The 25,979-nt window shown below is 54.3% G+C and carries 26 protein-coding genes and 1 pseudogene; 17 read left to right on the top strand and 10 right to left on the bottom strand.

Translation table 11 applies throughout. From position 1 onward, the window contains the following. Positions 1-80: 80 nt before the first annotated feature. Positions 81-257, bottom strand: coding sequence for a hypothetical protein (locus EL098_RS23205; RefSeq protein ID WP_164716844.1), 177 nt, complete (start codon positions 255-257; stop codon positions 81-83). 266 nt (positions 258-523) lie between these two features. Here EL098_RS23205 and EL098_RS11755 point away from each other — a divergent pair, with 266 nt between their 5' ends. The 8 genes and pseudogenes from EL098_RS11755 (at position 524) to cybB (ending at position 7,201) form a co-directional block, all read left to right on the top strand. After that, a complete protein-coding gene (locus tag EL098_RS11755; protein ID WP_126356379.1) occupies positions 524-826 on the top strand; it encodes an HTH domain-containing protein in 303 nt (100 codons plus the stop codon). A gap of 54 nt (positions 827-880) precedes the next feature. Beyond that, a complete protein-coding gene (locus EL098_RS11750; RefSeq protein WP_126356378.1) occupies positions 881-2,530 on the top strand; it encodes a putative bifunctional diguanylate cyclase/phosphodiesterase in 1,650 nt (549 codons plus the stop codon). Positions 2,531-2,699: 169 nt separating this feature from the next. Continuing rightward, a complete protein-coding gene (locus tag EL098_RS11745; RefSeq protein WP_126356377.1) occupies positions 2,700-4,388 on the top strand; it encodes a methyl-accepting chemotaxis protein in 1,689 nt (562 codons plus the stop codon). A gap of 124 nt (positions 4,389-4,512) precedes the next feature. Beyond that, positions 4,513-4,791 carry a VF530 family protein gene (locus EL098_RS11740; RefSeq protein WP_164716932.1) on the top strand — a complete coding sequence of 93 codons (279 nt, stop codon included), beginning with the start codon at positions 4,513-4,515 and terminating at the stop codon, positions 4,789-4,791. Between the two features lie 2 nt (positions 4,792-4,793). Next, positions 4,794-5,192, top strand: a pseudogene (gene fos, locus EL098_RS11735) (fosfomycin resistance glutathione transferase); the annotation flags it as partial. Beyond that, on the top strand, positions 5,184-5,639 hold the full coding sequence (locus EL098_RS11730; protein WP_197718566.1) for a GNAT family N-acetyltransferase: 456 nt from the start codon (positions 5,184-5,186) through the stop codon (positions 5,637-5,639). The pseudogene fos and the gene EL098_RS11730, both read left to right, overlap by 9 nt. Before the next feature lie 86 nt (positions 5,640-5,725). Next, positions 5,726-6,520: a YdcF family protein gene (locus tag EL098_RS11725; RefSeq protein ID WP_126356375.1), complete on the top strand. Its 795-nt coding sequence runs from the start codon at positions 5,726-5,728 to the stop codon at positions 6,518-6,520. Between the two features lie 144 nt (positions 6,521-6,664). Continuing rightward, positions 6,665-7,201: a cytochrome b561 gene (gene cybB / locus EL098_RS11720; RefSeq protein WP_126356374.1), complete on the top strand. Its 537-nt coding sequence runs from the start codon at positions 6,665-6,667 to the stop codon at positions 7,199-7,201. Between the two features lie 36 nt (positions 7,202-7,237). On the opposite strand, the gene EL098_RS11715 is transcribed toward cybB, so the two are convergent. Further along, complete coding sequence (locus tag EL098_RS11715) at positions 7,238-8,134, bottom strand: AraC family transcriptional regulator (RefSeq protein ID WP_126356373.1); 897 nt, start codon at positions 8,132-8,134, stop codon at positions 7,238-7,240. 125 nt (positions 8,135-8,259) lie between these two features. Here EL098_RS11715 and EL098_RS11710 point away from each other — a divergent pair, with 125 nt between their 5' ends. Continuing rightward, entirely contained in the window at positions 8,260-9,147 is an 888-nt protein-coding gene (locus EL098_RS11710) for an SDR family oxidoreductase (RefSeq protein WP_126356372.1), read from the top strand. Positions 9,148-9,187: 40 nt separating this feature from the next. On the opposite strand, the gene EL098_RS11705 is transcribed toward EL098_RS11710, so the two are convergent. From EL098_RS11705 to EL098_RS11685, 5 genes are all read right to left on the bottom strand, one after another. Beyond that, positions 9,188-11,455 carry a TonB-dependent receptor domain-containing protein gene (locus EL098_RS11705; RefSeq protein ID WP_126356371.1) on the bottom strand — a complete coding sequence of 756 codons (2,268 nt, stop codon included), beginning with the start codon at positions 11,453-11,455 and terminating at the stop codon, positions 9,188-9,190. Between the two features lie 91 nt (positions 11,456-11,546). Further along, entirely contained in the window at positions 11,547-13,655 is a 2,109-nt protein-coding gene (locus EL098_RS11700; RefSeq protein ID WP_126356370.1) for a S9 family peptidase, read from the bottom strand. Between the two features lie 85 nt (positions 13,656-13,740). Beyond that, on the bottom strand, positions 13,741-14,529 hold the full coding sequence (locus EL098_RS11695) for a TonB family protein (protein ID WP_126356369.1): 789 nt from the start codon (positions 14,527-14,529) through the stop codon (positions 13,741-13,743). A gap of 7 nt (positions 14,530-14,536) precedes the next feature. Beyond that, positions 14,537-15,409, bottom strand: a complete 873-nt coding sequence (locus EL098_RS11690; protein WP_126356368.1) for a ChaN family lipoprotein — start codon at positions 15,407-15,409, stop codon at positions 14,537-14,539. Positions 15,410-15,606: 197 nt separating this feature from the next. Next, entirely contained in the window at positions 15,607-16,404 is a 798-nt protein-coding gene (locus EL098_RS11685; protein ID WP_126356367.1) for an SDR family NAD(P)-dependent oxidoreductase, read from the bottom strand. A gap of 117 nt (positions 16,405-16,521) precedes the next feature. Here EL098_RS11685 and EL098_RS11680 point away from each other — a divergent pair, with 117 nt between their 5' ends. The 6 genes from EL098_RS11680 (at position 16,522) to EL098_RS11655 (ending at position 20,485) form a co-directional block, all read left to right on the top strand. Then, positions 16,522-17,466, top strand: coding sequence for a GlxA family transcriptional regulator (locus EL098_RS11680; protein ID WP_164716931.1), 945 nt, complete (start codon positions 16,522-16,524; stop codon positions 17,464-17,466). A 14-nt stretch (positions 17,467-17,480) separates the two neighbouring features. Further along, positions 17,481-17,663, top strand: coding sequence for a hypothetical protein (locus EL098_RS11675; protein ID WP_126356366.1), 183 nt, complete (start codon positions 17,481-17,483; stop codon positions 17,661-17,663). Between the two features lie 185 nt (positions 17,664-17,848). Continuing rightward, the gene (locus tag EL098_RS11670) at positions 17,849-18,313 is read left to right on the top strand and encodes a GNAT family N-acetyltransferase (protein WP_126356365.1); all 465 of its coding nucleotides are present in this window, start codon (positions 17,849-17,851) and stop codon (positions 18,311-18,313) included. 198 nt (positions 18,314-18,511) lie between these two features. Further along, positions 18,512-18,904: a tautomerase family protein gene (locus EL098_RS11665; RefSeq protein ID WP_126356364.1), complete on the top strand. Its 393-nt coding sequence runs from the start codon at positions 18,512-18,514 to the stop codon at positions 18,902-18,904. A 158-nt stretch (positions 18,905-19,062) separates the two neighbouring features. Next, the gene (locus EL098_RS11660; protein ID WP_126356363.1) at positions 19,063-19,338 is read left to right on the top strand and encodes a metal/formaldehyde-sensitive transcriptional repressor; all 276 of its coding nucleotides are present in this window, start codon (positions 19,063-19,065) and stop codon (positions 19,336-19,338) included. 28 nt (positions 19,339-19,366) lie between these two features. Then, on the top strand, positions 19,367-20,485 hold the full coding sequence (locus EL098_RS11655; RefSeq protein WP_126356362.1) for an S-(hydroxymethyl)glutathione dehydrogenase/class III alcohol dehydrogenase: 1,119 nt from the start codon (positions 19,367-19,369) through the stop codon (positions 20,483-20,485). A 74-nt stretch (positions 20,486-20,559) separates the two neighbouring features. On the opposite strand, the gene katG is transcribed toward EL098_RS11655, so the two are convergent. The 3 genes from katG to EL098_RS11640 form a co-directional block, all read right to left on the bottom strand. Next, the gene (gene katG, locus EL098_RS11650; protein WP_126356361.1) at positions 20,560-22,734 is read right to left on the bottom strand and encodes a catalase/peroxidase HPI; all 2,175 of its coding nucleotides are present in this window, start codon (positions 22,732-22,734) and stop codon (positions 20,560-20,562) included. A 286-nt stretch (positions 22,735-23,020) separates the two neighbouring features. Beyond that, positions 23,021-23,578 carry a spermidine N1-acetyltransferase gene (gene speG, locus EL098_RS11645; protein WP_126356360.1) on the bottom strand — a complete coding sequence of 186 codons (558 nt, stop codon included), beginning with the start codon at positions 23,576-23,578 and terminating at the stop codon, positions 23,021-23,023. 65 nt (positions 23,579-23,643) lie between these two features. Next, entirely contained in the window at positions 23,644-24,042 is a 399-nt protein-coding gene (locus EL098_RS11640) for a DUF1283 domain-containing protein (RefSeq protein ID WP_126356359.1), read from the bottom strand. Between the two features lie 103 nt (positions 24,043-24,145). On the opposite strand from EL098_RS11640, the gene EL098_RS11635 reads away from it, so the two are divergent. Beyond that, positions 24,146-24,472, top strand: coding sequence for a YnfA family protein (locus EL098_RS11635; protein ID WP_126356358.1), 327 nt, complete (start codon positions 24,146-24,148; stop codon positions 24,470-24,472). A gap of 182 nt (positions 24,473-24,654) precedes the next feature. Then, positions 24,655-25,869 (top strand): D-mannonate dehydratase ManD, encoded by a 1,215-nt coding sequence (gene manD / locus EL098_RS11630; protein ID WP_126356357.1) that lies wholly within the window; start codon positions 24,655-24,657, stop codon positions 25,867-25,869. The last annotated feature ends 110 nt before the right edge of the window (positions 25,870-25,979 follow it).

Here is a 25,979-nt window from a genome sequence, read left to right as displayed (position 1 = left end):
GCTGAAGCTGCGGCGGTCCGCCGTTTTCCTGACGAGCCCAGCGCCGCGCTGATGGGGTGCCCTGTTGCGCAATGCACTATTTACTCGGGAAGAGGAAGGTTCCTGGCGATAAACCACTTTTGCAGGCGGATAAGCTGGCGAATGTGATGGCCGATGGCCAGCTCTTCGTGCAGCGTTGCCGCCGGCGTTAGCGGCGCAACATTCGGCCTGCTGCTCAGAATGGCCCGCTGAGCCTGGTGCCAGGCCCGATGTTTCATCTCAATTTCATCTGGTCTTGTTACCCGATGTTTGCTCACGGTCATAGTCTGCCAACTTATTGTAAGTCGCGATTATACCCCGCAAAGCCGTCGATATGTCGTCCGATCTCCGCGAGTGCCAATTTGTCGTCATGAAAACACTAGTCTTGTCATAATGTAGCGTAATCATTACCTTGCTGTCACGCGATATATTCTGCCAGCGGCTGACATGACCTGTCATCAATCCGCGTTAACATTCTTGACACCGACTAGCAGGAGAAACACTCATGACCCTCCCCGATAAAAGCACGCTGCTGGCAGACAGGATTGCCGGTATCTTTTGTGAAATGCTGAGCAGCGAGCGCGTCTCCCGTCACCAACTGGCCAGTAAATTTGGCGTCAGTGAACGTACGATTTACCGGGATCTTCGGCGACTTAGCAACTATGTTTATCATGTCGGGGAAGATCAGTATGCCCTTAGTCGGGAAGTAACCCAGCAGCTGGAAAACTACCTGCAAAGGGTAAAACGTAATCGAAAACCCTGTGAAGCCAAAAGTGCTTTTAAAGCTTCGTGGCTACGCTGCCGATAATACGGTAAATTACTCTTTTTATTAATGAAAAATCCACATTTACCCAAGGGCAAGATGCAAACTGAAAGCTTAACTGATATCGCCTATCGCCATTTTGTAGAGAGCGTAAAAGACTACGCAATTTACATGCTGAATATTGATGGCACGGTAGCCTCCTGGAACGAAGGCGCGCTGCGGGCGAAAGGGTATCTGCGCGAGGAAATTGTGGGGCAATACTTTGGCATCTTCTACAGCGAGGCCGACCAAAAAAACGACGTGCCCGAGCGTAACCTGCAGATTGCGCTGAAAACGGGAAAATTTGAAGGAGAAGGGTGGCGTTACCGTAAAGACGGTAGCCGCTTTTGGGCGCATGTTGTTATCGATGCTATCTATGATGATCGCCAGACGCTGCTGGGGTTTGCCAAAATTACCCGCGACGTTAGCGAGCAAAAGGTGGTGATCGATAAAATTTCATGGCTTGCTCGCTATGATGCGCTGACCGGTCTTCCTAACCGCGTTGAATTTTTTAGCTTCGTGGAAAAACTCCTGACAGAGTCTGACTACAACCGCATTGCCATCTGTACCGTCGATCTTGATAAATTCAAGGAGATCAACGATACCGAAGGGCATCTGGTGGGCGATCAACTGCTGCAGCGGGTCTCTTCCTCCGTGCTCAAGGCAATCGAAAAAGACGAAATCGTTTCTCGCTTTGGCGGCGATGAGTTTGTTGCGGCGAAACCCTATAACCACGAGGACGAGCTGCGTAATTTTACCGAGCGTCTGCATAGCAGTTTTGTGGGGAAACAGATTTTTGCCCACGGCGAAATTACCGTGGGCGCCAGCATCGGCGTGGCCGTTTATCCTGATGATGCCACGGACATCAATACGCTTATCAGCAATTCTGATCTGGCGATGTATCGCGCTAAAGCCAATCTTGATAACAAAATATGCTGGTATGAAAAAGAGATGGATGAAAAAACGCGCCTGCGCAATCTGATGGCAGCGGATATTCGTCGCGGCATCAAAGAGGGGCAATTCTTCATCCATTATCAGGAAAAACGCTCTCTTAAAGATAAAACCATTACTGGCTACGAAGCGCTACTGCGCTGGAACCACCCGGAGCGGGGACTTATTCCGCCGGATGAGTTTATCCCCGTTGCCGAGGAGAGCGGGGCGATTGTTCCCCTGGGATACTGGGTCATTGAAACGGTGTGCAGAGAGTCATTTGCCAATAACCTCGACAAAAAAATATCGATTAACATCTCCCCGATTCAGCTGCGCAATCTCAGCTTTATCGATAATGTTCGCGATATTTTAATGCGAACCGCCTGGCCAATAACGCTGCTGGAATTTGAAGTGACCGAAACGGCCTTTATCGTTAATAAAAAGCTGACGTTTAATATCCTGCATCAGTTCCAGAAGATGGGGATCAGCATTGCGCTGGATGACTTCGGAACGGGCTATTCCTCCCTGAGCACGCTTCGGGAGTTTCATTTCGACGTTATCAAGCTGGATCGCAGTTTCCTGACGAATGTGGAAAGTAATTTTCAGGCACGCTCCTTCGTGCGCGCGATCATTTCTTTAGGCAACTCTATCAATACGCCGCTGATCGCTGAAGGCGTTGAGACAAACGAACAGCTACGCATCCTCGAAGAAGAGGGCTGCACCGAAATTCAAGGCTTCCTCTTCGGACAGCCGGCAGATATCAAAAACATTCACAGATAAGCCTGAAGTGGCGCAGCGGGCTGTAGCGCCTGTTGACCTGTGATCCACTTAACTCTCCGTAACTTCTCTTGCGACGTTAACGCAAATCTGTGACCTGGCGCGTAATGTTTTTGCGCGCCGGGGCCGATGACTGCTGAAGGGAATTCCCCGTATAAAGAGAGTCACGAACATGTCGAGAAAAACTTTGCCGCCACAAAACGGCGTGCGCTACTGGCATCACATCAGGCTGGTGCCGCTGTTTTCCTCTATTCTTGGCGGCATTCTGCTGTTGTTTGCATTATCCATCGGTTTCGCCAGCTACTTTCTTATCCAGAGCGATCGCTCGCTTCAGGACGTAACGGAAGAGATTCAGGTGCGTATGGGGCTGGCGGAGAGCGCTAACCATCTGCGCGCTGCGCGTATCAACCTAATTAACGCAGGGGCGGCTAGCCGCGTGGCGGACATGGACCAGGTGAAACAGAACGTGGCCGCTGCCGAAGAGCTGATCAAAGAGGCGCAGGCTGGCTTCAATGCCTATATGGCTCGCCCGATAAAAACACCGCAAGACCAGGCGCTGGACAAAGAGCTTCAGGATGAGTTTGCGGCCTATCTCGAAAAAGGGATGAAGCCGATGCTGAAGTTCGCTAAAAACGGCATGTTTGAGGCGATCATCACCCACGAAAGCGAAGTGGTGCGCAAGCTGGACAGCGACTACGGCGCAAATCTGAACAAAGCGGTCAGCATTCGAACCGAACGAGCAAATTCGCTGACGGCCCAGGCCGACAGCCGAACCCGAACCAGCGTTGCGTTAATGGCGGGGGCGTTTGTGATTACCCTCTTTATGACGGTGTTTACCTTTATCATGCTGCGTCGCGTGGTCATTGGCCCGCTGCAAAGAGCGTCGACGCGCATAGAGCATATCGCCAAAGGTGATTTGACCTTACCGGAAGAAGCGGCCGGTAACAGTGAAATAGGCAAACTTAGCCAGCACCTTCAGCATATGCAGCAGCAGCTGGTCAGCACAGTGAGCACGGTGCGTGAAGGCGCTGAAGCTATTTATCAGGGCTCGAGCGAAATATCTGCCGGTAATACCGATCTCTCTTCCCGTACCGAACAACAGGCGGCCGCTATTGAGCAAACCGCAGCCAGCATGGAGCAGCTTACCGCGACGGTGAAACAAAACGCCGACAACGCGCATCACGCGACAAAGCTTGCGGAAGATGCTTCGCAGAAGGCCAGCGACGGCGGGCGTATTGTTTCAGGGGTTGTCAGCACGATGGACAATATCTCGGCCAGCTCGAAGAAAATCTCTGAGATCACCGCGGTGATCAACAGCATTGCCTTCCAGACTAATATCCTGGCATTGAATGCCGCAGTTGAAGCGGCTCGGGCGGGCGAACAGGGCCGAGGTTTTGCCGTAGTCGCCAGCGAGGTGCGCACGCTGGCGCAGCGTAGTGCGCAGGCGGCGAAAGAGATTGAAGGGCTTATCAGCGAATCCGTCTCGTTGATCGACACAGGCTCCCGCCAGGTTGCACAGGCGGGAACGACGGTAACGGGCATTGTCGAGGCCGTTCGCCGCGTCACCGATATTATGCTGGAAATTGCCGCAGCTTCTGATGAACAGAGCCGAGGAATATCACAGGTTGGCCAGGCGATACATGAAATGGATAACGTCACCCAGCAGAACGCTTCGCTGGTGGAAGAGGCTTCTGCCGCCGCGGTTTCTCTGGAAGAGCAGGCCGCTCGCCTGACGGAGGCGGTGGGAACCTTCCGTCTGAAGCCGGGAGCCTCCTTTAAGCCACAAGAACGCTATGTTGTGCCGGCCTCTGGAGCTGCTCAGCCTGCAACGGTATCTGCCGATAACTGGGAAACGTTCTGATTAACATCTTTTGCGGCTCAGAAATGGGCCGCTTCTTGCTTCCTCCTTGCTCATCGCCAGCACCTTGTTGCACCTCACCAGCAGAATCAGTAAGGTGTGCGCAAATTGACAAATATCCGGAAAAATAATGAGTTCAAAAGATCCGCTTCACGGCGTTACTCTTGAAGCGTTGCTTACCGCCCTGGTTGAGCGCTATGGCTGGGTGGAAATGGCACGGCAGGTCAATATCAACTGCTTTAAGAGCGACCCCAGCATTAAGTCCAGCCTGAAGTTTTTACGCCGCACGCCCTGGGCCCGTAAAGAAGTGGAAGAGATGTACATCGCTTCCCTGGACGAGCCCGACGAGAGTGGCACTCCAGCGGACAGCCCGTGGGTAAACTGGCAGGGTAAAAAGGGCGACTAGCGATGTTAACCGGCCTGAATCACCTGACGCTTGCGGTGCGCTGCCTGGCGCTCAGTCTGGATTTTTACCAAAGCCTGCCAGGCATCAGGCTGCATGCAAGCTGGGAGTCCGGGGCGTATCTTTCCTGCGGTGATTTATGGCTTTGTCTCTCGCTGGACGACCAGGCCGGTGAGCGCCCCGTCCATTACACCCACTATGCCTTTAGCGTAAGCGCCGAAGCATTTCCTCAGGTTGTTAAAACGCTGGAGCAACGCGGCGCAAGGGTCTGGAAAGACAACCGCAGCGAAGGGCACTCTTTCTATTTTCTTGACCCGGATAACCACCAGCTTGAGCTGCACGTGGGGGATTTAGCCAGCCGCCTGGCGGCCTGCAGGGAAAAACCTTACCGGGGAATGGCTTTTCAGGAGACGGGCATTACCGTGCGGCCAGCGTCACTGGCGGAGCTTCTTGAACTTTATCATCGCATGCCGGAATTTGAAGACTGCCGAAGCGTGGCCGATCTTCAGGCGCGGCTGTCGACGAACCAAAGCAGCTCGCTCATTGCCTGCGTTAACGGCGTTCCTGCTGGATTTAAACTTGGCTACGCGCTGGGCGAGACGGAGTTTTATAGCTGGTTGGGCGGGGTGTTACCCGAGTACAGAAGGGATGGCGTCGCTCAGGCTTTGCTGGCTGCACAGGAGAAATGGGCGGTGGAGCAGGGCTACCGCACTCTTACCGTGAAAACACGCAACAAATTCCGGGGCATGTTAATCATGTTGCTTAAAAACGGCTACCAGATTGTTGAGACGGAGCGGAAGGGGACGCCGAGTGAGTATCGCCTGCGGCTGCAAAAATCGCTTGTGGCCTGAGTCCGCCTTTTCAGCGGCATCTGATAGGCCCGGCGGATTGATCGGGTTAGGCTAACAACTGGTTTTTTACATGGAGGGACCAGCTGATGATGTCATCCCCAACCCTTAGCACACCGACCATTCAGGCCGTTAATACTCTTGGACAATGGCTGGCGCAGAGCGACTTCGCCGCCGCACCTCAGGCTCAGGATGTCGATTTAATTGTCCTCGCCGGTAACGCCGTGATCCCAACGATTGAGGCCGCCTGCGAGTTTGCTGCCAACAGTGAAAAACCGCTGCTGATCGCCGGCGGAATAGGCCATTCCACGACTTACCTCTATGCTGAAATTGCCCGCCATCCGCGATATAACACCATTCCTACAACCGGGCGTGCCGAAGCGGCAATCATCAAAGATATTGCTCACCAGTTCTGGAAAGTACCAGACGAGAAAATAGTTACCGAAGAGAAGTCGACCAACTGCGGGGAAAATGCCCGCTTTAGCCTGGATAAGATGGCGGAAATCGGCCTGACCGAGGGGCGCATCCTGATTATCCAGGATCCAACGATGCAGCGGCGTACCGTGGCTACCTTCGCTCGTGTCTCTCAGGAGAGAGGAGTGCCATTTCAATGGCTGAGCTGGCCTGGGATCGTGCCGGAAATTCTCGAGGGAGAACAGGGAACTGTTTTTGCGGGGGAGGCGGGAGGTCTGTGGCCGCTCGAACGCTACGTCTCGCTGGCGTTGGGTGAAATTCCACGCCTGCGTGACGATGCAACCGGTTATGGTCCACAGGGGCGGGACTTTATCGTTCACGTCGATATTCCGCCGCAGGTAATGGTCGCCTGGCACGCGCTTCAGCAGGACATGGCGCTTAGCGCGCTGATACGAGAACGTGGGTTATAAATCTTCAACCTTGCCCTGAATAACGTTAAGGCAAAAAAATTACACGCTGAAACAAATTAACGTCCATAATCCATTGATGTTAATACTCTTTTAATGTTTCTTCGTTATTCTGGCATTTAACGTTTTGACAGGGCAAGATCTCTTATGCGCACTAAATATACCTCGTTTCAAATTTCACTCCACTGGCTGGTTTTTCTGCTGGTGGTCGGGGCCTACTGCGCCATGGAACTGCGCGGGTTTGCCCCACGCAGCTACCGGCCGCTTATTAACGCCATCCATTTTACCTGCGGCATTTCCGTGCTGGTGCTGATGGTTGCCCGTCTGCTGGTCCGTATTAAGTTCCGCGCACCTGCCATTGCGCCAAAGCCGCATCCGGCGGTTATCGGTATCTCTCACCTGGTTCACACAGTTATCTATCTGATGTTTATTGCGCTGCCGGTTCTGGGTTTCATGGCGGTCTATTATCGTGGGAGTGATTGGGTTGCTTTCGGTATACAGATGCCGGTGGCGGCGGTGCCGGACGAAGACATGGCGTTCAACATCAAGTCCTGGCATGAACTTATCGCCAACAGCGGTTATTTTGTTATCGGAATTCATGCCTTCGGCGCGCTGTTCCATCATTACGTCTGGAAAGACAATACGCTGCTGCGAATGATGCCGGGCAAACGAGAACAAGAATAATCGCTTAGCGGCGGTGGCCTCCGTGCCGCGCAGCCGCTAGCTTTTTGAATACTGCCGGGGCGAGCAGCCCATTACCCGCTTGAACGCTTTCCCGAACGCACTTTCCGACTCGTAGCCTAAATCCGCTGCAATACGCTTCAGTGAATCCCCCGGCTGGCGCAGCCTGTCGCAGGCGAGCATCATTCGCCAGCGCGTCAGATAGTCGATAGCCGAAGCGCCCGTTATCGCCTTAAACCGTGCGGCAAACGTCGAACGTGACATCCCCACGCGCTCCGCCAGTTTTTCCAGCGTCCAGTTGAACGCGGGCTCTTTATGCATGTAAGCCAGGGCAAGGCTGAGCTGTTTATCCGCCAGCGCATAAAGCCAGCCGACGGCAGGCTGTTGGGCCAGATGCAGCCTCAAAGCCTGAATGAGCATCATCCATGCCAGTTGCTGGATAATCAGCGCGCCGCCGGGCCGAGGGTGGCGGACTTCATCGGTCATTTGATCCAGCGCCCAGCGCATTGCGGCCTTACTTTCAGGCTGCTGAATGCACACCACCGCTGGCAAAGCGCTCAGCAGCAGGTCGGCAGCTTCCCCGCTGAGCACAAAATGGCCGCCGACCAGAAAACAGCTTTCCTGCTGGCCGGGGACAACGTCAGGCCCCAACTTGCCTGCCTCGCGCAGGGTGTAGAAGTCCACCGGCGTGGCATCAGGCTCTGTCGCCAGGCAAAACGGCGGCCCCGGCGGCAGAAGATAACAGTCGCCGGCCTCCAGCAGCCGCGGCTCGTTCATCCCCTCAACGGCGAGCCAGCAGTGGCCGGACACCACGGCATAGCACTTGATGCCGGCATGCGCCGGCCACTGGATGGCCATCTCCTCGTGCAGGGCAACGCCGCCGGAGGCATAGCTTTGGGGTTTAAGCAGGGAAAGCAGCTCTGAAAGCGGATCCATATCAATTCCGGACGATTAGACTAAAAATGGCGACTTTTGAACATTGTTCGTCTTCTTCCCTCTGTTTACAGTAAATCCCGTCGGACGGCAACTCAGTCCTCAGTGACGGTTTGGGATAATTGACTATGCGTATTTTTGTCACCGGCGCGACCGGTTTTCTTGGTTCGGCTATCGTTCAACACTTACTTACCGCCGGGCATCAGGTATTGGGGCTAACGCGCTCCGAGCGTGGGGCTGCAGCTCTGGAGTCATGGGGAGCGAAAGCACATTTTGGCGATCTGGATGACTTTGCAAGCCTGCAGCATGGGGCGGATCTTGCGGACGCTGTAATTCACACCGCTTTTAATCATGACTTTTCTACGTTTGTCGCCAACTGCGAGGCTGACGGCAAAGTGATTGGTGCGATGGGGGACGCGCTGGCGGGGTCAGACAGGCCAATGGTGATCACCTCTTTTGTTGCCATGGGGGCAACGGAGCCGAACAAACCGGCTACGGAGGCGGGCTATAACGTCCTGACGCCGAACCCGCGTAAGGCCACGGAAATCGCCGGAGTAAGCCTGCTTGAGCGCGGCGTTAACGCCTCGTTTGTTCGTCTGCCGCAGGTGCACGACACCGTCAGGCAAGGGCTTATCACTCCGCTGATTGAGCTGGCGCGCGACAAAGGCGTGGCGGCTTATATTGGCGAAGGCAAAAACCGCTGGTCGGCTGTTCACGTGAGCGACGCGGTGCGACTTTATCTTCTGGTGGTAGAAAGAGGGATTGCCGGGACGCGCTACAACGCCGTGGCGGAAGAGGGCATCACAACTAAAGATATCGCCGAAGTGATTGGCCAGGGGCTTGGCGTACCGGTGCGCAGCATTGACGCCGATAAAGCCAGCGATCATTTTGGCTGGCTCGGTAACTTTGCCGCGCATGATATGTCGGCTTCAAGTCTGGTGACCCAGCAGACAACAGGCTGGCGGCCCGTTGGCCCCGGGCTGATTGAAGATTTGCGGCACATGAAGTACCGCTAAACGTACATCACCCGGATACTTCCGGGCGATTCGGGGACGATCAGAAGCGAACTTCGCCGCCAAAGATCCAGGTTCTGCCACGTGCGGTATTGGCACGGCTCGAATCATCGCCTGGCCCGGGCATCATATTGAGCTTGTTCAGCGCCTCTGAGTAATCTCGGTTCATCAGGTTTTGCACCGTCAGCTTCAGCATCAAATTGCGGTTCACCTCGTAGGTGCCGTAGAGATCGATAATCGTCGGGATCTGCGGCAAATCCTCTTTGATAATGGCGCCCGTATGCTCATCGGTTTCAAAATCAGGCGACAGCCGGCGGGCTTTTCCGGTGTATTTGACAATCGTTCCGAGGGTCAGAGATTCATCAAAGAAACGCACCCCGGCATCCAGCGTCATATATTTTCTTGGCAGCTCGGTCATATCCCCTGCGCCGAAGTAGGTGCTGGCGATGGACGTTGGCTGGTCGGTTAGCTGCTGGCTGAAGGAGAGGCGGGTGAAGGCGAACCCTGCGTCGTAGTCCATCTCCAGCTCAACGCCCTGGGCGGTGACGCCGGTGGCAGAGTTCACGTAGATGTACATATTGTCGCTGTAGTCGTCGCTCATGTCCGCCCAGTCGTTGCCAATGACCTCGGACATGTTGCATTTTCGTCCGCTGGCGCAGACCAGATAAGATTCGCTGAAAATATAGTTCTGGATCCTGCTGCGGTAGCCCAGCATTTTAAAGCGCAACGAATCTTGCTTAGCGATAAGGTCTTTGGTGTCGATATTAAAACCGACCTGCCAGGTTTCAGCGAGTTCAGGCTTTAAGAAGGGGTTCATGGAAGCCCCGCCCGAGTTGGAAAAAAACATCTCCTGAATATTTGGCGCACGCATTGACTTACTGTAGCCGACAAACGGTTGAAGCCAGGGGGTAACCTGAGCCGACAGCTGGGCCGACGGGTTAAAGCCGCTTTCTCTCTCATCGACGTCGTAACTTCCCTGCGGGACGCAGATAACGCGCTCGTCACAGGGCGGCTTGTGGCCGGTGATTCTGTTTTGCGTGTAGTTGAGGTTCAAGTCTGCCTGCCAGATACCGCGCTTCACCTGTAGCCCGGTATATAACGCCGAAATATCCTGCCGCCCTGAAGGGGCGAACGGATTGTTTTCGATCGACTCCTGGTTGGTTTTCTCATCGCCTGCGGCGGAATTAATGAGCTTGGTATAGCGGGTGCGCATCAGTTTGCCGCCCAGCGTAAACGCCAGGTCATTATCACCCAGGCTGAAACGGCTGACGTTACTCATGTCCAGAGCATCGGAACGGTTTTGCGCGGAGGTGCTGTAAAAGGTGTACAGCGACTCATCGCGGTATTTCTGATTGCCACGGCTGGTGCTGGCCGTGATGTTAAAATCAATCAGCTCAGAGAACGGGGCGTAGTGATACTTAATATAATAATCGTCGCTGGTGATGTCGCGGCGCGAAAACTTATTTTCATAAGTTCGGGCAGACAGCTCAAAGCTATTAAATTCATCGGGCTTGATGTCCATTTTATAAAGCTGGGACTTCGGGTTCTGCTTCATGAATTTATCATAACCAAACTCCTCGCTATTAATGCCGGAGCCGTTGGAGAAATTCGAATAAATAGAGCTGCCGCTGATGGCGGCCATGGCGCCAAAGCTCCCGGTATCGGTGAAGGCGTCGGTTTTCCCTGCGGCGGCAATCATCCCGCTGCGTCCGATACCGTTGCTGCCTACCGAGAATCGCGATCTCAGTCCGTAATCATTGCCCTTAAAAATAACGTCATCCACGCCAAGGGTGCGCATATTTGCGCTTCCCGCCAGAGCGTTAATCCCCGCCGAGCCGCTGCTGTCGCCGCGCGTGACGTCCACACCGACTAAAAAGTTAGGGTCGATCAGCACGCCAGCCTGGTTGTTGGTGGAGCCGTGAACGGTTGTGCCTGACGTGGTGGTGCCGTAAAAGCTTTGGGTAATTCCGTCTACCATGGTGTTAACCCGGCCAAAGCCGCTCATGCCACGAATATTGACGCTCACCGTGCCCTGACCGGGATCGATTTGGGTATAGGTGCCGGGCATGCTCCGCAGCGTGGCGTCCAGGGACTGCAGGTTTTTTCCCGTGGAGCGAGAGCTGGTGGCGCCAGGTTTTTCCAGCGCTTCTTGTTCGCTGCTGATATTTCCGGCAGAAACGTTAAGCGGGCTAAATACCGCCGTTCCTTTTTTATCCCCGCTGCTTTTATCATTATTTTCTTGTGCTGCCCCGCTGGCGCTGAGCAATAGCATGCCCGAACCGAGGGCAACGGCCAGTTTATTTACGTTCATACATATCCTTGAAGTATTTTAATAAAATAAAATTTATTTTTATAATTATGTCGCTTTAACGAACCCTCCCCGATAAGAGAAGGGTTTCCGGTTAGCGCTGTTTATCTGCCTCCAGAATAAAGCTGTATTCCAGCGCGGTATTCTCCAGGCGTTTTATTCGGCCTGATTTACCGCCATGCCCGGCCTGCATATCGGTCAGCAGGAGTATTTTGCCGGGGCCTTGCTGGTTTTCCCGCAGCTTAGCGACCCATTTGGCGGGTTCCCAATACTGCACCTGAGAGTCATTGAGGCCGCTGGTGACAAGCAGATTTGGGTAGTGCGAAGGCTTCACGTTGTCGTACGGGCTCCAGGATTTGAGTCGCAGATAATCTGCTTTCCGGTGTGGGTTACCCCATTCGTCATATTCGCCCACCGTTAGCGGCAGTGATTCGTCCAGCATGGTTGTCACCACATCTACAAACGGCACCTGCGCGACCACGGCGTTAAAAAGCGTGGGCTGCTGGTTAATGACGTTGCCAACCAGCAGGCCGCCCGCGCTTCCGCCCATGGCATAGAGTCTGCCGGCTTGCCCGAAGCCCTGTTCAACCAGGCTATGAGTGGCATCAAGAAAATCGTTGAAGCTGTTTTGTTTGTTCTCCAGTTTCCCCTGCTGATACCACTGCTGGCCCAGCTCCCCGCCGCCGCGTACGTGAACGATGGCATAGACAAACCCGCGATCCAGCAGGCTCAGGCGGTTGGCACTGAAGGCCGGATCCATGCTCATTCCGTAAGCGCCATAGCCATATACCAGCAGCGGGCTGTGGCCCGGCTTGAACATTTGTTTGTTATAGACCAGCGAAACGGGTACCTTCACGCCGTCGCGTGCGGTGGTCCAAATCCGTTCGCTGTGGTAGTTCTGCGGGTCGGTGTTATTCACCTCCTGTCGTTTAAGCAGGGTACGTTCCCCGCTGGCTAAATCCCATTCGTAAGTGCTGGTTGGGGTCGTCATCGAGGAGTAACCGTAGCGCAGCTTGCCGGACTGAGGGTCCGGGTTGTAGCCGAGCCAGGCCATATAGCTGGCATCATCGAGTTTCAGCGTCTGCTCGCTGTGGTTCAGCCAGTTAATCTTGCGGATCTGGCTCAGCCCGTCCTGGCGTTCAGCCACCACCAGCCAGTCTTTAAACAGGGTGAATCCTTCCACCATTTTCCCCGGTTGAGGCGCGACAACGGGCCGCCATTTGTCACCCGGGGCGTGGCTTTTATACAGCCCGAAATTGACACTTTCCTGATTCGCGCGCAGATAGAAATCGTCGCCAAAATGGTCGAGATAATACTCAATTCCGGGGCGGCGAACGGCGAACAGCATCGGCGGCGCTTGCGGCTTGTCAGCATCCAGCAGGCGTACTTCTGACGACGTGCTGGCGCTGAGCGTGATAATCAAATAACGGTCGGACGAGGAGCGAGAGAGGCCGAGATAAAAACCGCCATCTTTCTCCTGATAGACTAATTGATCTTCTGTCACCGGCGTTCCTGGCCGGTGCCGCCAGACCTGCGAGGGCACCAGCGTTTGCGGATTATTGCGCACGTAGAACAGGTAATGTCCATCGTTTGACCAGACCATATTCCCGGAGGTGTTGTCGATAGTTTCCGGGAGCCATTTTCCGCTTTGTAAATCACGTAGCGAGAGGCGGTATTGGCGGCGACCGGCGGTGTCTTCCGCGATAGCCATCATCTGGTTATCCTGGCTGACCACCAGGCTGCTTAGCTGATAATAGGCCTGACCATTGGCGCGTTGATTCCCGTCAACCAGCGTCTGCCATTCGTTTTTACTTCCTGCTGCTTGGCGCTGGCTGACGGCATAATCCTGCCCGGCCAGATAAACGTCCTGATAGAGGTAGCCATTGCGCTGGAAGGGGACCGAGCGATTTTCCGGGCTCATCCGCGCGACCATCTCCTGATACAACTTCTCCGTTAATTCAGCGGCGGGCTTGAAAATCTGGCGGGCATAGTTATTTTCATCTTCCAGGTGACGCAGTACCTTTGCGTCACTGCGGCTGTCGTCCCTGAGCCAAAAATAGTTATCCACGCGGATATCGCCATGTTCAATCAACTGGTGGGGGATTTTTTCCGTAGCGGGTGGCCGGGGCATGTCGGCGGCAGCGCAGCTCGCGTAAAGCGAACAGGCGATGAACAGCGGCGTAGCTTTCCATAGTTTTTCCATAATACGTCCTTAGTGCCAGGCGACAGGGCGCCCTGCCGAAATTGTCAGCATAAAAATAAAATTCAGGTAGCGGGGGAGCGTAGCGCTAGCTTCGGCTCAGCTCCGTCAGGTCAAAGCTTATTGGCATCATCACGCTATAAACGCCTCCCTTTAAGCGTTCGGTGGGTGGTTTGGGCAGTGATCCGGAGCGTTCTAAAACCTCAATCGCTTCGCGGTCAAGCGAGCGTGTTCCCGACGAGCTGGTCAGTGAACTTCCAATAACCTCTCCCGCAGCGTTCACGGTGAACGTCACGACCGAGATGCCCGTGCGGGCGCGCTTGCGGGCGTCAGCAGGGTAGCGTTTAAAGCGGTTAAGATGGCCTTTTACGCGGCTTTCCCAGGAGTCTTCAAGGCTGTTTTGTTTCGCGGCATCGCTGTTGTACGGCGCGGCAATGCGGGATGAAACCAAGCTGGCCTGAGGCGCGGCATTGGTCGAGACGGACGCCTTGCTACTGTCGCTGGTTTGCTCCCTGACGTTGCGCGGCGGACGCGGTTTTTTCTTCTCGCCTTCGGCAGCTTTTTTCTGCCGAGTAACTTCAATCACCGCGTTTTTATCCTCCGGCAGCGGCCTCTGCTGCTTATCTTCGGCCTGCTGTTTTTCCTCTGCTGCCGCAGATTCCTGCTGTGCAACCCCCACGGGAAGCGGCAGCGGAGATGCCGGTGCTTCGATGTTATCCGACCACTGTAGCATCACGGCAGGTGCAGGCTGTAAAGCAGGTTGCACTTCGGTTGCTTGCCAAATCAGGGCTAAAAAAAGCAGGCCGTGCAGGAGCAAAGAAACGGTAAACCACACGCCTTTTCCGCTTGTCGGATGCGCATAAAATGTGTCTGTCATTCCCGGCTTACCGTTTTGCTGCGACCGGGGTGACTAACCAGACGTAATCAGCCTGAGCCTCGGTGACGTTCATCCCTTTTTCCGCCAGCATCAGCACAACCGGCCGTGATGAAGGGGAGAGATCTTCCATATGTAGCGGAACGCCGAAGCTTTTGGACGCGTGGTAGCCGCCAGCAATCAACAGCGCGGGTGCGGGGGCATTCAGCAATTGTTGCGCCATATAGCGGTCACGCTGCTGCTGAATCGCCAGCATCGCCGTAAGCTGCTGGCCTTCAATATTCCCCTCGTGCATCGCAATAATGGTTTCCTTCAGCGCGGCCTGCACGGCAGGGGCCGTCGAAAGTTTGCCTTCAGGGAAGCGCGGCTCTTTATAAAGACGCATTATCTCGTCGCGGTTGATATTCGCATTGAGCAGAGGGTAAGGGGCACGAAGCGCCTCGGTGACAACGCTGCCGTACATCTCCCACGGCCAGCCTTTTTGCCAGCTAAGCAGTTCCTGGATTCGGCCATCCCGCACCAGCGGGTCTTCCTTCAGCCAGCTTTTAACCCTGGTGACGCGCGGTTGCTGGCCTGCCGTCAACATCTCCAGCAGCACGCTGCCCTGAGGGCGTTCCCGAGCCAGGTTTTGCATCAGCCAGAGCTCAATCTGATGATGTTCGGCGTTATCGTGTTTTTCGCCGACGATAAGCCGTTGAGCGCCAGCGAGCTTAACCAGTAACTGCCGATCGGTTAGCGTTTCGCCGCTGTGCAAATCAATGATTTGCCCGCGAGCAATGGCGGCCTGGCTGGCCGCTGGAGGAGTGTGAGTGGTTTGGCTGCAGGCGCTGAGGCCCAGGCTGGCTAACGCTATCAAAGACGAAAGGATCAATTTTTTACGCATATCTTTTGCCCGGAGGTAGCCTTCACTGGCTGTTTATATTGATATCGATGATGTATAGCGGGCGGGATGTTAACAAACAATTCGATCAAATGATACTCATTATCATTTGCATTTGGCTGTTGAGGTTATGCTTTACGCTGCCGAACGCAGTAATGCCGCCAGCAGGCGGCATTTTGGATTTAAAATAGCGACAATGACTATCGGACGTAACGCGGGGCTGGTTGGGCTGCACTCAGGCGGGTGCTAACTGCCCGGCGTTCGGCTTCCCAGTTATCCCAGTCGCTGCCTTCCTGCAGCGCCGGTATCGTCACTTTCTCACCAGCGTCAAGCCCAACAAGCGCGGCATCGACCATATCTTCCGTTCGCATTACCCAGTCTTGCGGTAAGTTTTCATGCCCACCAACGCCGGCAATATTCCAGAAGTCTGTGGCAGTAGCGCCAGGCAGCACGGCCTGAATGCGCACGCCTGACTCTGCCAGCTCGTGCTGTAAAGAGTGGGTCAAGGCCAGCACATAGGCTTTGCTGGCGCCATACACTCCGTTCAGTAACTCTGGTGCGATGGCCACAATCGAGGCAATGTTAATTATCGTGCCCTGCCGGCGGGCAGCCATCGCCGGAGCCACAGCGTAGGTCAGACGGGTTAACGCCGTAACGTTGAGGTCGATCATCGCGGTCATTTCATCCACGCTGGCTTCCAGCACGCTTTCCTTTGAGCCAAAGCCCGCGTTGTTAACCAGCAGCGAAATAGATTCGTCGTTTTTTAAACGTGCTTCTACCCGCTGCAGGTCCTCGGTGTTACCCAGATCTGCCGCAATGACCTGCACTGACCGGCCACTCTCATGGCGAATGCGTTCGGCAACCTGGTTCAGACGATCAGCATTACGGGCTACCAGAATCAGGTCATAGCCACGTTTAGCCAGGCGGTCCGCATACACTGCGCCAATACCTGCTGACGCGCCAGTGATCAGCGCCGTACCTTTAGATGCATTACTCATTTTGTGACTCCTGAAAAGGGGGTTAGTTGACGAAGGCAACATTAACACTGGCTTTTTGTGTCATAAATGTCATATAAACGTCTTTTTATGACGTTATTAATTGCGGCGGTGTGGATCATGCAGAAGGTTGGTTTTGTTGTTACCCCCGGGTATTCCACCATGGGCTTTGCCGTCATCACGGCATTTGAGGTTGCTAACCTGATGGCAGGAGAGCCGATCTATGAGCTGCATTTGCTGTCAGAGCACGGCGGCAGAGTTCAGACCTCCGCCGGTTTTGACGTAATGACCGAATCAATGGCCGATACGCAGTATGATCTCCTGCTGTTCGGCGCCACTATGGAGCAGGCTTCCCCTGCGACGATTGATTTTGTTCGCCAGGCCGCGGCCTATGCCCGCCGCGTGGCGGCAGCGTGCCTGGGGACCTTTTTATTGGCCGAAGCCGGGCTGCTGGAGGGCAGGAGAGCCACCACCCACTGGATGTATGCGCGTGAGCTGCAGCAGCGTTTTCCGGGCATACGTGTAGAAGAGGACAAGATCTTTATTTGCGATGGCCCGTACTGGACCTCTGCAGGCATGACGGCGGCCATCGATTTGGCGCTGGCGCTGATTGAGGACGATCTGGGTGCTGATATCGCTCGCACGATCGCCCGCAAGCTGGTGCTCTATCATCGCCGTTCCGGCGGTCAGTCACAGTTTTCATCTCTGCTTGAGCTGGAGCCAAAATCCGATCGCATCCAAAAAGTGATGACCTACGCAAGAGCGCATCTGGAAAATGCTTTAAATGTTGAAGAACTGGCCGCGGTTGCCAATTTGTCGCCCCGCCAGTTCAGCCGCAGTTTTCAGGCCGAAACCGGGCAGTCGCCCGCTCGCGCAATAGAACATTTACGCCTGGAATCCGCCCGCATGCTGCTTGAAACCAGCGCCCGCTCTATTGATGAAGTGGCCCGACAGACCGGGTTTGGTGAGCGTGACAGAATGCGGCGGGCGTTTCTTCGCGCCTACGGCCAGCCGCCGCAGGTAATACGCCGTCAGGCGCGTGGGGATGACGAACTGCAAGCCTAAAACTGGCAGTGGCGATGGATTTTACATCCATATTTGCGGCCCAGAGCAAAGATATCAGGCTGGTAGGCGGAAGTAAAAACACCGCTATGTTTGCCGAAGCAGGGGAGCTGCAGCGCCTGTTTACCATCCAGATCCCGGTCGTTACTCGGGCGAGGATACCGCTTTTGCCGGTGGCTAATTTTAACGGCTCGCAATAGAAATCCCTCCGGCCCACAATCCAGTCTGTCTGGCTCACAATAACTGTAAATCATAGCCGTAAGATTGGCTTCTCTACAGGACCGCTCAGATCATATGCCATATGAAGAGATGACTTGTTTAAACATGCATAAACTCTATAATTCTTCAACTTTTCAAGTCGAAATGGACAAAATCAGAGTCGAATATGAATAATGTGAGCTTAGTAGAGTGGCGGGATGAGTACCGTAAAGATTTTATATCTTTATCAATTGAATGGCTTGAGAAATATGTTAGCGTTGAGCCTGTGGATTTGGAGATATTGAACAACCCTGAAGAGTATATTCTGTCTCCAGGGGGCGCCATCTTTTTTGCCCAAATTGATAATGAAAACGTTGGTACTGTCGCCATGATTCCTAAATCAGATGGTAACTTTGAACTGGCAAAGCTGGCTGTAACAGAAAAATGCAAAGGGAAAAAGATCGGCAATATCTTAATGGAGAAAGGCATTGCCTTTGCTCGTGAACGCGGCGCAAAGAAAGTCATTCTGTTTACTACCGGCACCCTCGTTGCTGCAGTTAACCTCTATCGTAAATATGGGTTTGTAGAGGTGGAGCTTCAAGACAATAAATACCTTGAAGCCGATATCCGCATGGAGCTGCAACTAAAATAAGACCCTTGGCAATTCAGTTAATTACGAACCTGTATTTAGTCAGTAACCTGAGAATTGTTTATTCCATACTAATTAAGCCGTCGGGTCTGGCAGCCTTTCGCGGGTGGGGGGCAGACTGGTTACAGTGCGAAACAGTTTCCAGACTATCTATTGGAACGGAAGTCAGTAGACTCTTTTTACTACCTGAGGAGTCAGACCATGCCCATATTTACCATCACACTGCGAAACACTGGTACGTTAGATAAAAAAAGAATTTCGACCGCCATTCACGCCGCCACGGTGAAAACCGGCTACCCCCATAACGATCTGTTCCAGCGCTTTATCAGCCTTGATGATGACTCGCTTTATGTGGATCCAACATACCCCGATCTGGAATCACCGCGTAGTGCTAACTTCGTGCTGATTGAAGCGGCGCTGTCCTCTGGTTCTCCTGATGCCCGTAAGCATCTGCTCCTTGAATCTCTGGTTCATGAACTTGGCCTGATTGGGCTGGACAGCAACGATCTGATGGTGCTTTTCAGTGAGATCGATCGTCTGAACAGTTCATTCGGCAGGGGCAGAAGAGCCTCACCTGTCTCTATGACTCAATAAGGCCGGGCGCGTACCACAACGCTCTCGTGATTCGGGGGCGTTTATCGTTGCGCAGGCTTTCTTTTATCTCTATTGATTAATAATTAGACAAAACATCAAATTATCAATAACCTAAAAATTACGGTACTATACCCCCCTACAGTATTGATGGGGCCGCTATGCCACACTCTCCGGAAGACAAAAAACGCATTTTGACCCGCGTCAGGCGCATTCGCGGCCAGACGGAGGCGCTTGAGCGCGCGCTGGAAAACGGCGAGCCGTGTCTGGCTATTTTGCAGCAGATCGCCGCCGTTCGCGGGGCGGCGAACGGCCTGATGGGCGAAATGATGGAAATTCACCTTAAAGACGAGCTGGTGACCGGCGACACCTCTGAAGAGCAGCGCGCGCTGCGGATGGCGGAAGTCGGGAATTTGCTGCGCTCTTATCTAAAATAAAAACACCCTCACCAACAGGAATAAACTCATGAAATCACGTGCTGCGGTGGCCTTTGGGCCGGGTAAACCTTTAGAAATTGTTGAAATCGACGTTGCGCCGCCGCAAAAAGGCGAAGTGCTGGTAAAAATCACCCATACAGGCGTCTGCCATACCGATGCTTTTACGCTCTCGGGCGATGACCCGGAAGGGGTGTTCCCGGCGGTGCTGGGTCACGAAGGCGGCGGCATCGTGGTGGAAGTGGGCGAGGGCGTGACCAGCCTGAAGCCGGGCGATCATGTCATCCCGCTTTACACCGCCGAATGTCGCGAGTGTAAGTTCTGTAAGTCCGGTAAAACCAACCTTTGCCAGGCCGTACGCGCCACCCAGGGTAAAGGGCTTATGCCGGATGGCACCACCCGCTTCTCCTACAACGGCGAGCCAATCTATCACTACATGGGCACCAGCACCTTCAGCGAATACACCGTTGTAGCGGAGATCTCCCTGGCGAAAGTTAATGAGCAGGCGCCGCTGGACAAAGTCTGCCTGCTGGGCTGCGGCGTGACGACCGGGATTGGCGCGGTTCACAATACGGCGAAAGTCAAAGAGGGCGATACCGTTGCCGTGTTCGGCCTCGGCGGCATTGGTCTGGCGGTGATTCAGGGCGCGGTGCAGGCAAAGGCAGGGCGAATTATTGCCATCGATACCAACCCGGAGAAGTTTACCCTCGCACGTGAGATGGGCGCGACCGACTGCATCAACCCGAAGGATCACGAGAAACCCATTCAGGATGTGATCGTCGAGCTGACTGACGGCGGCGTTGATTACAGCTTCGAATGCATCGGTAACGTGAACGTGATGCGTTCCGCGCTGGAATGCTGCCATAAAGGCTGGGGCGAGAGCGTGATTATCGGCGTGGCTGGTGCAGGTCAGGAAATTAAAACTCGTCCATTCCAGCTGGTTACCGGTCGCGTATGGCGTGGTTCCGCCTTTGGTGGCGTGAAAGGGCGTACCCAACTGCCTGGTATGGTGGAAGATGCGATGGCGGGCAAAATCAATCTCGATCCGTTCATTACTCACCGTATGCCGCTGGACAAGATCAACGAAGCGTTTGACCTGATGCATGAAGGGAAATCGATTCGCACCGTGATCCATTTCGGCGAAGAGTAAGCAATAAAAAGGGAAGGCATAATACCTTCCCGTATAACGCTAAAACAGGGGGAGGCTAAAGGCCTCCCTTTTACTTATTGCTGCAGGTCGAAACGGTCAAGGTTCATGACCTTCGTCCAGGCGGCGATAAAGTCTTTGGTAAATTTCTCTTCTGCATCCTGACTTGCATAAACTTCTGCCAGCGAACGCAGCACCGCGTTAGAGCCAAAGACCAGATCGGCGCGGGTACCGGTGTATTTAACTTCACCGCTAAGGCGATCGCGTCCCTCGAACAGTTCAGAACTTGCGTCAGCGGCTTTCCACTCGGTACGCATATCCAGCAGGTTGACGAAGAAATCGTTAGTCAGCTCGCCAGGACGAGAGGTCAGCACGCCGTGCTGGCTTCCGTCATAGTTAATCCCAAGCGCTCGCAGACCACCAATCAGCACCGTAAGTTCAGGTGCGGTCAGCGTCAACTGCTGCGCCTTGTCGATCAGCAGTGCTTCGGTAGAAGTGGCATTGGCGATGCGGCGGTAGTTTCTGAAGCCATCGGCAGCCGGTTTCAACAGCTCAAAGGATTCGATGTCGGTCTGATCCTGGGTAGCGTCAACGCGGCCCGGGGTAAACGGCACTTTGCTGTGGCTGGCTTTTTCGATACCAACGACCCCAGCCAGCACGATAACATCGGCCAGAGACGCTTTACCGGATGCTTTTTGAATGGCTTCCAGCACCGGCAGGGCACGAGCCGCAACGGCGTTGACTTCCCAGCCGCGCTGCGGAGCCAGAGCCAGTCGGGCACCGTTTGCGCCGCCGCGTTTGTCGCCGCCACGGAACGTTGAGGCTGATGCCCACGCAACGGAGACCAGTTCGCTGACCGACAGGCCGGAATCCGCAATCGCCTGCTTCAGCGCTTCGATGTCGGCGCTGGACGGCGCGTGCGTTGCTTCAGGCAACGGATCCTGCCAAATCAGATCTTCTTTTGGCACTTCCGGCCCGATGTAACGTGCCTTTGGCCCCATATCGCGGTGCGTCAGCTTATACCATGCCCGGGCAAAGGCCTCGTTAAAGGCCTGCGGGTCGTTCAGGAAGCGGCGAGAAATTTTCTCGAACTCCGGATCGAAGCGCAGCGTAAGGTCGGTTACCAGCATAGTTGGTTTGCGTTTTTTGGCCGGGTCAAACGGATCCGGGATGATATCCGGGCCGTTGGTCGCCTCAAACTGGATGGCGCCTGCCGGGCTGCGGGTTTGTACCCAGTCGTAGCCAAACAGGTTTTCAAAGAAGTAGTTGCTCCACTGGGTTGGCGTTTGCGTCCAGACCACTTCCAGGCCAGAGGTAATGGCATCGGCGCCGACGCCGCTGTTATAGCTGTTTGCCCAGCCAAGACCCTGGGCCTCAAGCGGAGCATCTTCCGGGTCGGCACCCACGTGGGTGGCGGCAGCGGAGCCGTGGGTTTTACCTAAAGTGTGGCCGCCGGCAATCAGCGCCACAATCTCTTCGTCGTTCATGCCCATGTTGCCGAAGGTGGCACGAATGGCTGGTGCGGCTGATAGTGGGTCGCCGCTGTGCTCAGGGCCTTCCGGGTTAACGTAAATCAGACCCATTTCAGTCGCGCCCAGCGGGGCTTGAGCCAGAGATTCCGGGTGGCGGTGCTCAAGCCACTCTTTCTCGCTGCCCCAGTTAACGTCGAGGTCTGGTTCCCACACGTCTTCACGACCGGCACCGAAGCCAAAGGTACGGAAGCCCGCGTTTTCCAGCGCCACGTTACCGGCAAGAATAATCAGGTCAGCCCAGGAAATTTTCTGGCCATACTTTTGTTTAACGGGCCACAGCAGGCGGCGGGATTTATCCAGGCTGACGTTGTCCGGCCAGGAGTTCAAAGGAGCAAAACGCTGTTGACCGCGTCCGGAGCCACCGCGGCCATCGCGGGAGCGATAGGTGCCTGCGCTGTGCCACGCCATACGGATAAAGAGGCCGATATAGCTGCCCCAGTCTGCAGGCCACCAGGACTGAGAGTCGGTTAATACCGCTTTGATATCGCCTTTCAGGGCGTAGTAATCGAGTTTGCTGAACTCTTTGCGGTAGCTGAAGCTGCTGTCCAGCGGGTTAGAGCGGTTGGAGTGTTGGTTTAACAGGTCGACGCGCAGCTGATGCGGCCACCAGTCCTGATTGCTGGTCCCTTCGCCGGCGATATCCGTGCTCTGGCCGTGGTGAAATGGGCACTTTCCTGCGCCCGCTGAGGAAGCGTCGTGTAAGTCAGTAGAATTGCTCATTTTGCTCTCCGTTATATGTATGCCCGCTAACGATAGTCTGTACGATCAATAATTAAAATCTGGATGGGCCTACGAATTTGATAGTTATTACCTTTTAAACGAAAAATAGGTCAACCCGGTAATTTTAGTTCTTGTTGGTTGATTTGCCGGGGCAAACTGTGCGTTCGAAGGGAAAATAAGCGAAACGGGAAAAGCAGAGTGGGGGGCGACTGTAGCAAGGGGCGATTTGCTGGCCGGTGAACGCCATGCCCGGCAGGCGTTCACCTTGTGCCCGGAGGGGCAATCCCTACTGTGCGGTAGGTTTTAGCAGGGTATTTTCAGGCGTTTTTTGCGCCAGGAACTGATGCTGGAAAATGCACATCCGAATGGCGTCGCGGTACTGGCCGTTAATGAAGAACTCATGGAGGAGCTCGCCCTCTACGATAAAGCCCAGCTTTTTGTAGATATGTACCGCTTTCTCATTCTCTTTATCAACAATCAGGTACAGCTTGTAGAGGTTGAGTACGCTAAAACCGTACTCCATCGCCAGCCTGGCTGCGCGGGAGGCGAGTCCTTTACCCTGGAACTCCGGGGTAATGATTATCTGAAATTCAGCGCGACGATGAACGTGATCTATCTCCACCAGCTCCACCAGCCCTGCGTTCACACCGCCGCAGTCGATCACAAAGCGGCGCTCGCTCTGGTCGTGGATGTGTTTGTCATACAGGTCGGAAAGCTCAACGAAGGCTTCATAAGGCTCTTCAAACCAGTAACGCATTACGCTGGCGTTATTATCCAGCTGATGGACAAAACGAAGATCTTCGCGCTCCAGCGGGCGAAGTCGGATGGACAGTTCGTGACTCATAGCAAATCCTTGCGCGGATGATGGAGAGGCCTCCGCCAGCAGAAGCCTCTTTTGAACGGGAAAGATTATGGATTAATGGCTCGGCCGGTGCGGCGATCCAGGCAGCGCAGGGTGTTCGGCTCCCAGTAGGCGTTCACATTGGTGCTCTGCTGGCATTTGTCGAAGGTATCCTGAGCGGCATCCAGTTTATTCCAGTCTTTGTCGCCACGAGCGGCTTCGCGATCGAAGACTTTTTCGTTATGGCGGTTGATTTTCTGGCGCAGAGTGCGTGTGTCGTTCCACTGTTCTTTCTCTTCCGCTGCCCGTTGGCGAGTGAGCGAGTTCTCCTGGCCCCCGACGCCGTTTCCGGCTCCCTGAACAACGACAACGTTGGTGTCTGCCTGAACCGGTACAGAAACCATGAAGGCCGCACCCAGCAAGGCTAATGGCATCCATGACAGAGACTTACGAAGGAGTGAGTTCATTAAGATTTCCTTTTAGGTTTACCTGAACTAATCATATCATTGGGCTTGATTCATGCCTAATGCCAGAGTTAGTGGGCACCATTATTACTGAAGAAAAGACAATATGATCAAAACAACGCTGCTATTTTTTGCCACCGCGCTGGCGGAGATTATTGGCTGCTTCCTGCCGTGGTTGTGGCTAAAGCGAAACGGTTCTCCGCTGTTATTGCTGCCTGCGGCGCTGTCGCTGGCGATTTTTGTCTGGCTTTTAGCGTTGCATCCCGCCGCCAGCGGGCGAGTCTATGCCGCCTACGGCGGCGTGTATGTGGTTACCGCGCTGCTGTGGCTGCGTGTTGTGGACGGCGTAAAGCTGAGCATTTATGACTGGACCGGGGCGGCCATTGCCTTCTGCGGAATGCTTATCATCGTTGCCGGCTGGGGCCGCGCCTGATTTTTTGCCTTTTTCCTTCCTGAATTACTTCTCATCTCAAATGTAATCGTTGCAAAAAGTCACGTGTTAATCGTGACTTATTCTTGATTATCGATTTTTGCATACTTGTATGGTAGTTGACGCGAGAGTAACGTCGGCTCGAACACTTACCGTTGCAGGAATTTGCCGCAAGGAAATAATGCATGAAAATCGTAAAGACTGAGGTATTTGTAACCTGTCCGGGGCGTAACTTTGTTACGTTAAAAATCACCACCGACGAGGGGGTAATCGGGCTAGGCGATGCCACGCTGAATGGTCGTGAGCTGTCGGTGGCTTCCTATCTGAAAGACCACCTTTGTCCGCAACTTATCGGGCGTGACGCGCACCGCATCGAAGATATCTGGCAGTTCTTCTATAAGGGCGCGTACTGGCGACGAGGCCCGGTCACTATGTCCGCTATCTCAGCCATTGATATGGCTCTCTGGGATATCAAGGCAAAAGCCGCAGGCATGCCGCTTTACCAGCTGTTGGGTGGGGCATCGCGCGAAGGCGTGATGGTTTACTGCCACACTACCGGCCATACCCTTGATGAAGTACTGGAAGATTACGCCCGCCATAAAGATATGGGTTTCAAAGCCATTCGCGTGCAGTGTGGCGTGCCTGGGATGAAAACAACCTATGGGATGGCGAAAGGAAAAGGGCAGTCTTATGAACCCGCGACCAAGGGAGACTGGCCTGAGGAACAGCTGTGGTCCACGGAAAAATACCTCGACTTTACGCCAAAGCTGTTTGATGCGGTGCGCTCGAAGTTCGGTTTTGATGAACACCTGCTGCACGATATGCACCACCGCCTGACGCCTATCGAAGCTGCGCGCTTTGGTAAGAGCATTGAAGAGTACCGCCTGTTCTGGATGGAAGATCCGACCCCGGCTGAAAACCAGGGCTGTTTCCGCCTGATCCGCCAGCACACGGTAACCCCGATTGCCGTCGGCGAAGTGTTTAACAGCATCTGGGACTGCAAGCAGCTTATCGAAGAGCAACTTATCGATTACATCCGTACCACTCTCACCCATGCGGGGGGCATAACCGGCATGCGCCGCATCGCTGATTTTGCCTCGCTCTACCAGGTGCGTACCGGTTCCCACGGCCCGTCTGACCTGTCGCCGATCTGCATGGCCGCCGCGCTGCATTTCGATCTCTGGGTACCCAATTTTGGCATCCAGGAGTATATGGGCTACACCGCCCAAATGCTGGAGGTCTTCCCACACAGCTGGACGTTCGACAACGGCTTTATGCATCCCGGAGAGGCACCGGGCCTTGGCATTGATTTCGATGAGAGGCTCGCCGCGAAATATCCGTATGAGCCAGCTTATCTTCCGGTCGCTCGTCTTGAAGACGGTACGCTCTGGAACTGGTAATGAAATATTAAAAAATAATGTGCCTTATATCAGGCGTCATTTTTCTATTTCCGCACGCTGCCAATATTTTATTCCGCGTTAACTCATTAACTGTTTTTTGCTTCCGGAGA

The organism is Cedecea lapagei, from assembly GCF_900635955.1.
Taxonomy (GTDB): Bacteria; Pseudomonadota; Gammaproteobacteria; order Enterobacterales; family Enterobacteriaceae; genus Cedecea; species Cedecea lapagei.
The sequence above is the reverse complement of the archived record's forward strand: the minus strand, read 5'-3'. Positions and strand labels throughout refer to the sequence as shown.